Origin of the sequence: Wenzhouxiangella limi, assembly GCF_010499265.1 — a bacterium.
Lineage (GTDB): Bacteria > Pseudomonadota > Gammaproteobacteria > Xanthomonadales > Wenzhouxiangellaceae > Wenzhouxiangella > Wenzhouxiangella limi.
In genome coordinates this window covers 376233-388890 of the sequence record NZ_JAAGSC010000044.1, presented here as the reverse complement: position 1 = coordinate 388890, position 12658 = coordinate 376233, and the positions used below count along the sequence as shown (strand labels likewise).

The 12658-nt window shown below is 63.3% G+C and carries 10 protein-coding genes and 6 tRNA genes; 3 read left to right on the top strand and 13 right to left on the bottom strand.

Annotated elements, in window-relative coordinates; translation table 11 throughout:
- Positions 1–28 precede the first annotated feature (28 nt).
- The 3 genes from G3I74_RS15310 to G3I74_RS15300 all read left to right on the top strand — a co-directional run bounded on the left by G3I74_RS15310 (position 29) and on the right by G3I74_RS15300 (position 2380).
- Positions 29–1138, top strand: coding sequence for an HRDC domain-containing protein (locus G3I74_RS15310; protein ID WP_164212457.1), 1110 nt, complete (start codon positions 29–31; stop codon positions 1136–1138).
- A 349-nt stretch (positions 1139–1487) separates the two neighbouring features.
- A tRNA-Arg gene (locus G3I74_RS15305) sits at positions 1488–1563 on the top strand.
- Between the two features lie 31 nt (positions 1564–1594).
- Entirely contained in the window at positions 1595–2380 is a 786-nt protein-coding gene (locus G3I74_RS15300) for an enoyl-ACP reductase FabI (RefSeq protein ID WP_164212456.1), read from the top strand.
- Between the two features lie 18 nt (positions 2381–2398).
- Here G3I74_RS15300 and G3I74_RS15295 read toward each other — a convergent pair whose 3' ends face one another.
- The 13 genes from G3I74_RS15295 to G3I74_RS15235 form a co-directional block, all read right to left on the bottom strand.
- Entirely contained in the window at positions 2399–4303 is a 1905-nt protein-coding gene (locus G3I74_RS15295; RefSeq protein WP_164212455.1) for a SurA N-terminal domain-containing protein, read from the bottom strand.
- 63 nt (positions 4304–4366) lie between these two features.
- Positions 4367–4443 (bottom strand) — tRNA-Asp (locus G3I74_RS15290).
- A gap of 8 nt (positions 4444–4451) precedes the next feature.
- Positions 4452–4527, bottom strand: a tRNA-Val gene (locus G3I74_RS15285).
- A gap of 15 nt (positions 4528–4542) precedes the next feature.
- On the bottom strand, positions 4543–4935 hold the full coding sequence (locus G3I74_RS15280) for an HU family DNA-binding protein (protein ID WP_275401571.1): 393 nt from the start codon (positions 4933–4935) through the stop codon (positions 4543–4545).
- Between the two features lie 85 nt (positions 4936–5020).
- Entirely contained in the window at positions 5021–7444 is a 2424-nt protein-coding gene (gene lon / locus G3I74_RS15275; protein WP_164212453.1) for an endopeptidase La, read from the bottom strand.
- A 157-nt stretch (positions 7445–7601) separates the two neighbouring features.
- Entirely contained in the window at positions 7602–8864 is a 1263-nt protein-coding gene (gene clpX / locus G3I74_RS15270) for an ATP-dependent Clp protease ATP-binding subunit ClpX (RefSeq protein WP_164212452.1), read from the bottom strand.
- A gap of 115 nt (positions 8865–8979) precedes the next feature.
- On the bottom strand, positions 8980–9600 hold the full coding sequence (gene clpP / locus G3I74_RS15265) for an ATP-dependent Clp endopeptidase proteolytic subunit ClpP (protein WP_164212451.1): 621 nt from the start codon (positions 9598–9600) through the stop codon (positions 8980–8982).
- A complete protein-coding gene (gene tig / locus G3I74_RS15260; protein WP_164212450.1) occupies positions 9600–10883 on the bottom strand; it encodes a trigger factor in 1284 nt (427 codons plus the stop codon). The genes clpP and tig overlap by 1 nt, the downstream gene beginning before the upstream one ends.
- A 40-nt stretch (positions 10884–10923) precedes the next feature.
- Positions 10924–10999, bottom strand: a tRNA-Lys gene (locus G3I74_RS15255).
- Positions 11000–11005: 6 nt separating this feature from the next.
- Positions 11006–11081: transfer RNA gene (locus G3I74_RS15250), tRNA-His, on the bottom strand.
- A gap of 190 nt (positions 11082–11271) precedes the next feature.
- Positions 11272–11682 carry a group I intron-associated PD-(D/E)XK endonuclease gene (locus tag G3I74_RS15245; RefSeq protein ID WP_164212449.1) on the bottom strand — a complete coding sequence of 137 codons (411 nt, stop codon included), beginning with the start codon at positions 11680–11682 and terminating at the stop codon, positions 11272–11274.
- A gap of 242 nt (positions 11683–11924) precedes the next feature.
- A tRNA-Pro gene (locus G3I74_RS15240) sits at positions 11925–12001 on the bottom strand.
- A 41-nt stretch (positions 12002–12042) separates the two neighbouring features.
- Positions 12043–12654, bottom strand: coding sequence for a V-type ATP synthase subunit D (locus G3I74_RS15235; protein WP_164212448.1), 612 nt, complete (start codon positions 12652–12654; stop codon positions 12043–12045).
- Positions 12655–12658: the final 4 nt, after the last annotated feature.

The following is a 12658-nucleotide window of genomic DNA, read 5'->3' as shown; positions in this document are numbered from 1 at the left end:
TCCGTCTGATTCAACCAAAGCCCAATCGGTGCCCCAGGCCGAGCGCGAACGCGCCGATCAGGCGGTATCGCAGGCGGCCCTGATCTCGCGCGCAGACGAACTGGAATCAGCAAGCGCCCAGTGGCAGCACGCGGCGACCGTCGGCCTGGATACCGAATTCGTGCGCGAACGAACCTTCTTTCCCCGTCCCGGCCTGGTCCAGGCCAGCGAGGGACGCCAGGTCTGGCTGCTCGATGCCGTGGCGCTGCCGCAAATGGCACCGCTGGCCGGGCTGCTCGACGACCGCGAACGAATCAAGATCCTGCACAGCGTCGGCGAGGACATGGAGATCTTCCGCATCCTGACCGGCACGGTGCCGGATCCGCTGTTCGACACCCAGATTGCCGCGGCCATGCTGGGCCAGCCCCTGCAGGTTCGCTATGAACAGCTGGTGGCCGATACGCTGGGCGTCGAGCTGGCCGGAGGAAAAGCCCGCTCGAACTGGTGCAAGCGCCCGCTCACCCGCGACCTGCTCAGCTATGCCGCCCAGGACGTGATCTGGCTGCCGCGACTGCAGCAGCACCTGGCCGAACGCCTGGACAAGGCGGGCCGGCTGGCGTGGCTGCTGGAGGACTGCGCGCGCCTCGTCGAGTCCGCGCGCGCCGACGATGCGGCACCCGCGTTGCTGCGGGTCAAGGGCGCCGGCCGGCTCTCGGACGACGCGCTCGCAGCGCTGGCGGATCTGGCGCAATGGCGCGAGCAGACGGCCCGCGATCGCGACCTGCCGCGCAGCTTCGTAATTCGCGACGAAGACTTGCTGCGGCTGGCCGAAAGCGCCGTCAAGGGGCGCCTGGATGACGCCCTGCGCGCCCTGCCCGACCCGGTCCGCAGACGCTACCGCGACCAACTGGTCGAGATGCTGGCCGTCGATGGAAGCCGCGATTTCAACCGCCCGGCCGCGCTGACGGCGCTGAGCCCCGATCAGCGCGACTGGATCGGCAACGCCCAGCAGGCCGTGCGCAGGATCGCCGAAGCGCTCAACATCGAGCCCGCCCTGATCGCCAGCAAGCGCGAGCTGACCCGCATTGCCCGCGGTGAGCGTCCTGACTGGCTGCAAGGCTGGCGCGGCCCGCTGCTGTCCGAACTGCTAGAATCCTGACCCAAGCCAGACTATGGCCTCGGTAGCTCAGGGGATAGAGCAGCCGCTCACCTCAAGCGGCAGGTCGCAGGTTCGAATTGTGCGCGGCCGCGCACAATCGCTGGAGCGTAAGCGACAGCCCGAAGGGCAAGCAGCCGCAGGCTGCGCAGCAACCGGAGCTCGAAGAGCGGAGCTCGCTGTCGCTCTTTGCGACAGCCCGAAGGGCAAGCAGCCGCAGGCTGCGCAGCAACCGGAGCTCGAAGAGCGGAGCTCGCTGTCGCTCTTTGCGACAGCCCGAAGGGCAAGCAGCCGCAGGCTGCGCAGCAATCCTGCCCGGCCCCCCGTCTGCTACCATCTTGAGCTTGAAGTCGCCTCGGTAGCTCAGGGGATAGAGCAGCCGCCTCCTAAGCGGCAGGTCGCAGGTTCGAATCCTGCCCGGGGCACCAAAACCATAACCACTCAATCAGGATTTCCAAAATGGGAATGCTTACCGGAAAAAAAGCCCTCATCGTCGGCGTCGCCAGCCCGCGTTCCATCGCCTGGGGCATTGCCGAAGCCATGGCGCGGGAAGGCGCCGAACTGGCATTTACCTACCAGAATGAAAAGCTCAAAAGCCGGGTCGACAAGATCGCCCAGCAAACGGGCTCGAAGCTGGTGATGCCGCTGGACGTGACCAGCGACGAGCAGATCACCGCCGTTTTCGATGAAATCTCCGAGCACTGGGACGGCCTGGACATCATCGTCCACGCCGTGGGCTTTGCCCCGCGCGAGCAGCTGGAGGGCGAGTTTGCCGACGTCGTCGATCGCGAGGGGTTCCGCATTGCCCACGACATCTCGGCCTACAGCTTCGCCGCGCTGGCGCGGGCCGGGCGCTCGCTGATGAAAGGACGCAACGGCGCCCTGCTGACGCTGAGCTACCTGGGCGCGGTCCGGGCCATGCCCAGCTACAACGTCATGGGACTGGCCAAAGCCTCGCTGGAAGCCGCCGTGCGCTACCTGGCCCACGGGCTGGGGCCGGAAGGCATTCGCGTCAACGGGATTTCGGCCGGTCCGATCAAGACCCTGGCCGCAGCCGGCATTCCAAGGTTCCGGGCGATGCTGGACCACGTCGAGCACACCGCACCGCTGCGGCGCAGCGTCAGCATCGAGGATGTCGGCAACGCCGCCGCCTTCCTGTGCTCGGACCTCGCAGCCGGGATCACCGGCGAAATCACCTACGTGGACGGCGGCTACAGCATCGTCGGCATGGCCGGGATCGACTGACCGACCCCCGGTTCAAGCTCAAAGCCGGTCTTCGACCACCTGAATGTCGGTGTTTTCCCGCAGGTAGGCGAGCAGCCCCAGCACCTCTTCGTTGGACTGCCGGAAACGGATCTGCTGGCGCATGAGATCGCGCTCTTCTTGCGCAGCCTCGACCGGGTTGCCCGGCTGCACGCCTTCCAGCCGCACCAGCGCGAAGCCCTGGGCGCGCGGCAGCACGTGCAGGGTGGGCTCGTCACCCGGGGCCGGCAGACGGAACAGCTCGTCGAGCAGCTGCGGACCGTGCTGGAAATCGTAGCGGCCCACGGCGGGATATTCGTTCAAGGACAGGTTTTCATCGCCGGCGACCAACTCGGCCAGGTCGCTTGAACCGGCGGCCTGTTCCTTCAGCGATTCGGCCCGCTCACGCGCCATTTCGCGAGCCCCATCGGCGATCAGACGTTCGCGAATCCGGTCGGCCACCGCTTCCAGCGGCTGGGGTTCGGCGGGGAAATGCTCCTCGACCTCGACCACCACCAGCTGATTGCGATCCAGCTCGATCGGATCCGACACCGTGCCATCGAGCAACACCCTGTCTGAAAACGCGGCGTCAACGACCCTCTGGTTCGAGGCCACTCCTTCTTCGCTTCCGGCGCGCGAAAAAGGCTCGGTGCGCTCGATCTCAAGCGCCAGCTCTTCGGCGAGCGGGTCCAGGCTGCTGTCGTCGGCAAACACGAGATCCACGAGCCGGTCGGACAGTTCGATGTACAGCGCCTCGGCCTCGCGCTCGCGGTACTCGGCCAGGATCTCCTCGCGAGCTTCTTCAAAACTCTTACCCTCGGGCTCGCGGATTTCATCCAGGCGAATCACGTGCCACCCGAAGGGGCTGCGGACCGGCTCGCCGATTTCTCCGCTGAAGGTCAGGTCAAACAGCGCATCTTCGAACGCTTCGACCATGTCGCCGGGCTCGATCCAGCCGAGCTCGCCGCCGATCTCGGCCGAGCCGGGATCGTCCGAAAACTCCCGGGCCAGGTCTTCGAAGGCCTCGCCTTCCAGCGCACGCTCGTAGAGCTGGGTTGCCAGCGCCCGGGCCTCCTCGTCGCTGCCTTCGTGGTCGGTTTCGATCAGGATATGCGACGCCTGGCGCGCCTCGGGTGTGAGGTAGCGCTGGCTGGCAGCCTCGTAGCGCTGGCGCAATTCGTCCTCGGTCAGGGTCAGGTCGCTGGTCAGCGCCTGGGCGTCGAGCTCGATGTAGCGGATGCTGACTTCCTCGGTGGTCAGGAAGTCATCCTGGTTGGCCTCGTAATACTCGGCCACGGCCTGTTCGGTGACCTCGACCTGGTCGCGGTAGGGCGCGACCGGCACATCGACCAGGCTGATCTGGCGGGTTTCATTCTCGAGACTGAGCATGCGGTCGATTTCTGCTTCGGTCACGACGGTCGAGAACGAGAGCGTGGTCGGCAGCATGCGCGTGAGCAGATCCTCGCGCAGTTCCTGCTCGAACCCGCGCGGCGTGCGCCCGGATGCGCGCAGCGCCTGACGGTAGGACTCACCGTCGAAGTTTCCGTCGATCTGAAACGCGGGAATCTGGGCGATGATGTCGCGCAGCATGGTGGCGCTGATGGTCAGGCCCATGGACTCGGCGTGGTGTCGCAGCAGGCGCTCGTCGATCATTTGCTCGAGATGCTGGCGACGGGCGGCGGGCTGGTTGGTGGCAATCTCGTCGTAGTCATCGCCCTGCTGCTGGCGCAGCTCGGCGCGATGGCGGGCGAAGCTGGACTGGAATTCGGTGGTGGTGATCTCTTCATCAGCCACGGTGGCCACGGCGTCCTGGGGGACGGCGCTGATGTAGCTCTCCATGCCGAAAAACAGGAAAGGAATGGCCAGCAGACCCAGGATGAAGATGGCGACGATTCCGGTAACGCGTTCGCGAATGGCCTGAAGCATGACGTATTAGAATACCCTATTCTCAAAACAAACAGGGCGCCCCGAAGGCGCCCTGCAGCGTGGTGGCGGAGTGGACGGGACTCGAACCCGCGACCCCCGGCGTGACAGGCCGGTATTCTAACCAACTGAACTACCACTCCTAAAAACCTGGTGGGTGCTGACGGGCTCGAACCGCCGACCCTCGCCTTGTAAGGGCGATGCTCTCCCAGCTGAGCTAAGCACCCCGGGCAACAAGCCCGCTATTTTATCGCGTCTTTGAAACCTTTACCAGCCTTGAAGGAGGGCGATTTCGACGCCTTGATCTTGATGGTCTCGCCCGTTGCCGGGTTCCGGCCGCTGCGGGCGGCCCGCTCCTTGACCGAGAAGGTGCCAAAACCAACCAGAGAAACGGTGTCCCCGCTCTTGAGCGCCTTGGCAATGCTCGTGGTGGTCGCGTCCAGCGCGCGCTGCGCGTCCGCCTTGGTCAGTCCCGCTTCCTCAGCGACCGCGTCAACCAATTCCGATTTATTCATTCTGTCTTGCTCCAAAGATTCCAGTGAAAAGAAACCGCCCTGTCGGTCTGCATCCCCCTCGGTACCGAAAGTGCCAGCGGACGGCAAAGCGTGCCTTGTTGATACTATCTCAGCCGACATCCGCCGGCAACTCGAAAAGGCGCCCGGCGAAGGCCGAGACCGCGAATTGACATTATTTTAAACGCATTCGCGGACCGGCTGGGGCTCAATGTGCCCGGATCGCCGCCTCGTTGCTCTCGCCTTTCGTGGCCGGGGCCGCATCGTCGTCCGGACTGGCTTCGGGCAGGTGCTCCAGAGCAAGTTCGAGCACCTCATCGATCCACTGCACCGGCCGGATGTCCAGGCCTTTTTTGATGCGCTGCGGGATTTCGGCCAGGTCCTTTTCGTTTTCCTGCGGGATCAGCACCAGACGGATGCCGCCTCGCAGGGCCGCCAGCAGTTTCTCCTTCAGTCCGCCGATGGGCAATACCTTGCCGCGCAGAGTGATCTCGCCGGTCATGGCCACATCGGCGCGCACGGCGACGCCGGTCAGCACCGAGACCAGCGCGGTGACCATGGCCACACCGGCGCTTGGACCGTCCTTGGGGGTGGCGCCTTCGGGCACGTGGATGTGGATGTCGCGGTTCTGGTGGAAATCTTCGGCAATGCCCAGCGCCTTGGCCCGGGAGCGGACAACCGACAGCCCAGCCTGGACCGATTCCTGCATCACGTTGCCGAGCTGGCCGGTATGGGTCAGCTTGCCCTTGCCCGGCACGGCCGCGGCCTCGATCTGCAGCAGCTCGCCGCCGACCTCGGTCCAGGCCAGCCCGGTCACCTGGCCGATCTCGTTTTCTTCCTCGGCCCGGCCGTAGCGGAAACGACGCACGCCCAGGTACTTGTCGAGATTGCGCACCGTGACCTGGCGCGATTCAAGCGCCTTGTCCACGCTGAGCTCCTTGACCACCTTGCGGCAGATCTTGGCCAGCTCGCGCTCCAGGTTGCGGACCCCGGCCTCGCGGGTGTAGTAGCGGATAATGTCGGTGATCGCGCCCTCGCTGATCGAGATCTCGTCTTCCTTGAGGCCGTGCTGCTTGATCTGCTTGGACAGCAGGTAGCGCGTGGCGATATTGAGCTTTTCATCTTCGGTGTAGCCGGGGATGCGGATGATCTCCATCCGGTCCAGCAGCGCCGGCGGGATGTTGAGCGAGTTGGCCGTGGCCACGAACATCACCTCCGAGAGGTCGAAATCGACTTCCAGGTAGTGATCGCCGAAGGTGTTGTTCTGCTCGGGATCGAGCACCTCGAGCAGGGCCGAGGACGGATCGCCGCGGAAATCCATCGACATCTTGTCGAGCTCGTCGAGCATGAACAGCGGGTTGCGGGTACCGATCTTGCCCAGGTTCTGCAGCACCCGACCCGGCATGGAGCCGATATAGGTGCGGCGATGACCGCGGATTTCGGCCTCGTCGCGCACCCCGCCCAGGCTCATGCGGATGAACTCGCGGTTGGTGGAGCGCGCAATCGAGCGACCCAGCGAGGTCTTGCCCACGCCCGGCGGTCCGACCAGGCACAGGATCGGACCTTTAAGCTTCTTGACCCGCTGCTGGACGGCCAGGTACTCGAGAATCCGTTCCTTGACCCGTTCCAGGCCAAAGTGATCGGCCTCGAGAATTTCCTCGGCAGCACGGATGTCGTTGCGGATGCGACTGCGCTTTTTCCACGGCATCATCAGCATCCAGTCGAGGTAGTTGCGCACCACCGTGGCCTCGGCCGACATCGGCGACATCATCTTGAGCTTGTTGAACTCGGTCTTGGCCTTTTCCATGGCCTCGGCCGGCATCCCGGATTTCTCGATCTTGGCTTCCAGGTCGCCCAGGTCGTTGCCCGACTCGTCGAGATCGCCCAGTTCTTTCTGGATGGCCTTCATCTGCTCGTTGAGGTAGTACTCGCGCTGGCTTTTTTCCATCTGGGTCTTGACCCGGCCGCGGATGCGCTTTTCGAGCTTGAGTACGTCGATCTCGCCTTCCACGAGCGCCATCAGTCGCTCCATGCGCTCCAGGATCGAGGCGGTTTCCAGGATTTGCTGCTTGTCTTCGATCCGGATTCCCAGGTGGGCGGCGATGGTATCGGCCAGCCGGCTGGGATCCTCGATACCGGCCAGCGTGGTGAGCAGTTCGGGCGGAATCTTGCGGCTGAGCTTGACGTACTGCTCGAACAGTCCAACCAGGCTGCGCATGGTGACTTCGAGCACGCGCTCGTCTTCGGCCTCGGCCGGCTCGAGATAATGCCAGCGCCCTGCCAGATAGCCGTCGGTCTCGGACATCTCGTCGATGCTGACCCGTTCGACGCCTTCGACCAGCACCTTGGTGGTGCCGTCCGGCAGGCGCAGCATCTGCAAAATGGTCGCCAGGGTTCCGCAGTCGAAAAGATCCTCGGCGTCCGGCGACTCGGTTTCCGGGTTTTTCTGGGTTACCAGGAGGATCTGCTTGTCGACGTTCATGGTTTCTTCCAGCGCGCGAACCGAACGCTCGCGGCCGACGAATAGCGGGATCACCATGTGCGGGAAGACCACCACGTCGCGCAGGCTCAAGACCGGCGTGGGCTGACGTGGGGTGATGTCTGAAGCGCTGCTTGATGCTTGCGTAGCCATAGATTCCTGAATATTGAAGAAAGAAGGGTTGCTGGCCAGAGATATTGGCCTTGCCGGTACCGGATTCAAGCGCGGCCCGGGCGGCTGGCACCCCGGGGAGGATAGCAAGGCAAGCCGGGCCGGCGTGAAAAACCGGCCCACGGGGATCAGGACGCGCTCAGTTTTCGGCCCCGGCGCGCTGCTTGCGGCTGCTTTCGTACATCAGATAGGGCTCGGATTCGCCGTTGATCACCGCCTCGTCCACGACCACCTTGGAGACATCGTCGAGCGACGGCAGGTCATACATGCTCTCCAGCAGCACGTTTTCAAGGATGGTGCGCAGACCGCGGGCGCCGGTCTTGCGGGCCATGGCCTTCTGGGCGATGGCGTGCAACGCGTCCTCGCGGACCTCGAGCTCGCAGTGGTCCATTTCGAACAGCTTCTGGAACTGCTTGACGACCGCGTTCTTGGGCTCGATGAGAATGCGCACCAGCGCTTCCTCGTCGAGCTCGCCCAGGGTGGCGATGACCGGCATGCGGCCGACAAATTCCGGGATCAGACCGAAGCGGATCAAATCTTCCGGCTCGACGCGGGCCAGCAGTTCGGAGGTGTTGTCCGTTTCCGCTGAGCGCACCTCGGCCCGGAAACCGATACCGGCCGACTCTGAACGCGCCTGGATGACCTTTTCAAGCCCGGCGAAGGCACCGCCGCAAATGAACAGGATGTTGCGCGTGTCGACCTGCAGGAACTCCTGCTGCGGATGCTTGCGCCCGCCCTGGGGCGGAACCGAGGCGGAAGTGCCCTCGATGAGTTTCAGCAGCGCCTGCTGTACCCCTTCACCCGAGACATCCCGGGTAATCGACGGGTTTTCGGCCTTGCGCGAGATCTTGTCGATTTCGTCGATGTAGACGATGCCGCTCTGGGCCTTTTCGACGTCGTAATCGCACTTCTGCAGCAGCTTCTGGATGATGTTTTCAACATCCTCGCCGACGTAGCCAGCCTCGGTCAGCGTGGTGGCGTCGGCGATGGTGAACGGGACATTGAGCATGCGCGCCAGCGTCTCGGCCAGCAGCGTCTTGCCCGAACCGGTCGGACCAATCAGCAGGATATTGGACTTGTTGAGCTCGACGTCATCGCGATGCTTGTGCGATTCCAGCCGCTTGTAGTGGTTATAGACGGCCACCGACAGCACCTTCTTGGCCGGCTGCTGACCGATGACGTAGTTGTCGAGGAAGGAATGGATTTCACGCGGGGTCGGCAATTCTTCGCGCTCGGCCAGGCTGGATTCCTCCAGTTCCTCGCGAATGATGTCGTTGCACAACTCGACGCATTCGTCGCAGATGTAGACGCTGGGACCGGCAATCAGCTTGCGGACCTCGTGCTGGCTCTTGCCGCAGAAGGAACAGTACAGGATCTTGCCGTCGCTGCTCGAATCGCTCATGGGACTGTCTGGGGTTTCCGCTGATTCGTTGAGGAAAACAGTGTACCCGAAAGCATGAAAGCCGAGGAAAACGTCAGAGCCCGGCGCCGGCCCGGATGGCCGGCTTCCCCCGGTTTTATTCGGAGACTGCCTTGGGCGGCTGACGCGAGCTCAGGACTTCGTCGATCAGGCCATACTCGCAGGCGTCCTCGCCGGACATGAACTTGTCGCGATCGGTGTCGCGCTCGATGACCTCGAGATCCTGCCCGGTGTGGTGCTGCAGAATCCGGTTGAGCTTGTCCTTGAGCTTGAGGATTTCGCGGGCGTGGATATCGATGTCGGAGGCCTGGCCCTGGAATCCGCCCAGCGGCTGATGAATCATCACCCGTGAATTGGGCAGACAGTAGCGCTTGCCGGCCGCGCCGGCGGCGAGCAGCAGCGCGCCCATGCTGGCGGCCTGGCCGATGCACATCGTGGCCACATCGGGCTTGACGAACTGCATGGTGTCGTAGATCGCCATCCCCGCGGTGACCGAACCACCCGGCGAGTTGATGTAGATATTGATGTCTTTTTCCGGATTCTCCGACTCCAGAAACAGCAGCTGGGCGACGATCAGGTTGGCCGAGTAGTCCTCGATCGGTCCGACCACGAAAATGACCCGCTCCTTGAGCAGGCGCGAGTAGATATCGTAGGCACGTTCGCCGCGGGCCGACTGCTCGACCACCATCGGCACCAGATTGAGGGCTTTTTCGTCCATTACGTCTCCAGCGCTTCCTTGAAGCTCATTGTCTTGTCGGCGACCTCGGCCTTGTCCAGCACGAGATCGATCACCTGCTCTTCAAGCACCAGATTCTCCAGCTGGTCCATCAAGTTTTTGTCGGCGCGGTAAATTTCAATGATCTGCGAGGGATCTTCGTAGGTATCGGCGACCTCCTCGAGCTTTTGCTGGACCCGGCCCTGATCGATGCTGATTTCGTTCTGGCGGGCCAGTTCGCCCATCAGCAGGCCGAGGCGCAGACGTCGTTCAGCCATCGGCATGAACTGCTCCAGCGGCAGGTCGGCCTGCTGGCCGGACTGCTGCTGCATCTGCTGGACCATCTGACGCGCCTCCTGGGTGACGCTGGAACGCGGCAGCGCAAGATCGGCGTATTTCTCGCTCAGTGCGTCGGTCACCGCGGTCTTGAGGCGGTTGGTAACCGCCTGGCGCAGCTCACGCTCGAGGTTGCGGCGCACGTCGGCGCGCAGTTGTTCCACCCCGCCATCGACGCCGAAAGAATCGGCGAAGGCATCGTCGACCTCGGGCATCTCCGAGGCCTGGACTTCCTGGACGCTGAGTTCGACCTTGGCGGTCTTGCCGGCCAGGGCCTGGTAGCGGTAATCCTCGGGGAAGGTCAGCTCGACCTCCTTGCTTTCACCTGCCGACATGCCCGTGAGCGCTTCCTCGAGCTGGGGGAAGGTCGTCATGTTGCCGAGCGTGGGCGCGAGTTCGTGGTGACCGACTTCCGGCACGCGCTCACCCTCGGCGTCGGCGACGTAAGTCAAACGCACCCGGTCGTCCATGGCCGCGGGCCGTTCGACCGTCTCCCATTCGCGGCGCTGCTGGCGCAGGGTGTCGATCATGTCGTCGACGTCGGAATCGGCCACCTCGGCCACCGGGCGCTCGAAGGCCAGGTCGGCGATCTCGATTTCGGGCATTTCGGGAAAGACCTCGAGTTCGGCGATGAACTCGAAATCGCCCTCGAAGTCCGGACCGCTGGCGGGCTCCAGCCGCGAAACGCCGGCTACGCGCATTTCTTCCTGTCCGATGGCTTCCTGCAGGCTGGATTCCATGACCTGGCCGAGAACCTCTTCGCGCACCTGCTTGCCGTAGCGCTGACGCACGACGTTCAGCGGCACCTTGCCCGGCCGGAAACCTTTAAGGCGCACCTGGCGGCGCAACTCGCTGAGCCGGCTGTTCACCTTCGAGGTGATGTCGTCGCCGGGCACCTGGACGGTCATCCGGCGCTCGAGGTCACCGGTTTTCTCTACGCTTACCTGCATGCTCGATCGTCTCGTGTATCCGTGAATCGATAAGGGAATTTGGTGGGCCATCAAGGACTCGAACCTTGAACCTACTGATTAAGAGTCAGCTGCTCTACCAATTGAGCTAATGGCCCGATGGGTGGGGTGAGCGACGGGGGTTGAACCCGCGACCTCTGGAGCCACAATCCAGTGCTCTACCAACTGAGCTACGCCCACCACAGGCAAAACTTTTATTTTTCCGAGCCCGGTATTGTAACCCGGACCGAATGTCATGGCGCGCCCGGCAGGACTCGAACCTGCAACCGCCGGCTTAGCTTACCAACTACCGCTTTCGCGGCCCCGGCCCTGGGCCGGGTTTGTGGTCTGGACTATCTCTTCACCTTCTCAGGTGCTGCACGTATAGTCTCTACGGAACCCGTCGAAAGTCGCTCGCGAAACGAACGCCGCGCGATTGACGATTCTTGGTCGCCCTTACCCTCAGGCAGGCCGAGTAGCCAAATTGACCAGGATCAAGGTAATAGCATTCATCCGTATCCGGGCAATAAACACAGTAGACGTCGACCTCGTTCTTGTCGACTGGCACGCTATGGGTTCCATTTCTGTCGGCCCAGGAAGTCCAGAACTTGACTTCCAATTTTCCCGTGCGGTCCAATCTGCGATATTTGACCTGTATCCGAACGAAGCGTCCTCCTCGATACGCCACCAGATCAAACGGGGCGTGCTCGGTCAGCGGCTGCAGGATCGTAAATCCCTGCTCGAACAAATCCACCTGAGCCTTCAAGACTCCCAGGTCACCTTTTTCCTTGGTGTGATGCATGGCAGAAGGCCAAAACCAACCCGCCACACATCTTACTCCATCGGATAGGGCAACCGACGGTTTCCACGGGATTGCCATCGGCCGGCCGCGGCCGCCGCTAAGGTTTCCCCGTTACAGTGCAGTCCACCCTGCCGGTTCCGTTTCCCGACAGGGGCTCCTTTTGTCACGCAACCCGAAGGCTGCGCTGCTCAAAGGCCGATGCTCTATCCAGTTGAGCTACGGGCGCAAAATCAAGTCATTTTTGGTCGGGGTGGCAGGATTTGAACCTGCGACCTACTGCTCCCAAAGCAGTTGCGCTACCAGGCTGCGCTACACCCCGAACATATAGCCGGTCGATTGTAGGCGCTGGCCTGGTTCCGGTCAATCGCTTTTGCGCGCGGTCCTGACGCGGATGGCTTCTTCCTGGTCAACCGCTTCGAGCTGCTCGTTGATGAATTCCAGCGATTCGGTGATTTCAGGCAGGACCACGTTTTCCAGCGCGCGGGCGCGGCGCTCGGTGCGGATGTATTCGTCAATCAGGCGCTCGAGGCAGGATCGCTGGACCGCCATGGCCAGCGCCAGCCGGGTGAGTTCGCCAAAGGCTGCGGCACAGCGCCTGGCCTCCGGCGAGGGATTGACTGCCGGTTCAGCCGCACCCGGCTCCAGGTCCAGTTCGGCATCGACCAGACTCACGCCGAGAAAAGGCTGCTCGCGCAGATCAAGCCTGGCTGACTTGAGCACCTGCGGCGGCTGGACTTCCAGCCCATCGAGCCCGTGTCGGCCCAGGGCGCGGGCCACGGCGACCACGGCCTCGGCGTGCAGGGCCTGGTAGCGGCCTCGATCAAGCTGAAAGACTTCCAGCCGGTGCAGCATTTCCTGGGCCAGGATGACGCGCTTCTCGTCGAGGAACTCGAAGCCCTCGCGCACGACCTGGCGCTCGTCCTGCAGCTCGAGAAAGGCGCTGCGGGTCGGGCTGGTCTCGGTCCCGGCCACGGCG

Excerpts from the sequence above, each read along its gene's own strand:
- tig (WP_164212450.1), bottom strand. The coding sequence starts at position 10,883 with ATGCAGGTAAGCGTAGAGAAAACCGGTGACCTCGAGCGCCGGATGACC.
- lon (WP_164212453.1), bottom strand. The coding sequence starts at position 7,444 with ATGGCTACGCAAGCATCAAGCAGCGCTTCAGACATCACCCCACGTCAG.
- G3I74_RS15295 (WP_164212455.1), bottom strand. The coding sequence starts at position 4,303 with ATGCTTCAGGCCATTCGCGAACGCGTTACCGGAATCGTCGCCATCTTC.
- G3I74_RS15245 (WP_164212449.1), bottom strand. The coding sequence starts at position 11,682 with ATGCATCACACCAAGGAAAAAGGTGACCTGGGAGTCTTGAAGGCTCAG.
- G3I74_RS15300 (WP_164212456.1), top strand. The coding sequence starts at position 1,595 with ATGGGAATGCTTACCGGAAAAAAAGCCCTCATCGTCGGCGTCGCCAGC.
- clpX (WP_164212452.1), bottom strand. The coding sequence starts at position 8,864 with ATGAGCGATTCGAGCAGCGACGGCAAGATCCTGTACTGTTCCTTCTGC.
- clpP (WP_164212451.1), bottom strand. The coding sequence starts at position 9,600 with ATGGACGAAAAAGCCCTCAATCTGGTGCCGATGGTGGTCGAGCAGTCG.
- G3I74_RS15280 (WP_275401571.1), bottom strand. The coding sequence starts at position 4,935 with ATGTCGGCTGAGATAGTATCAACAAGGCACGCTTTGCCGTCCGCTGGC.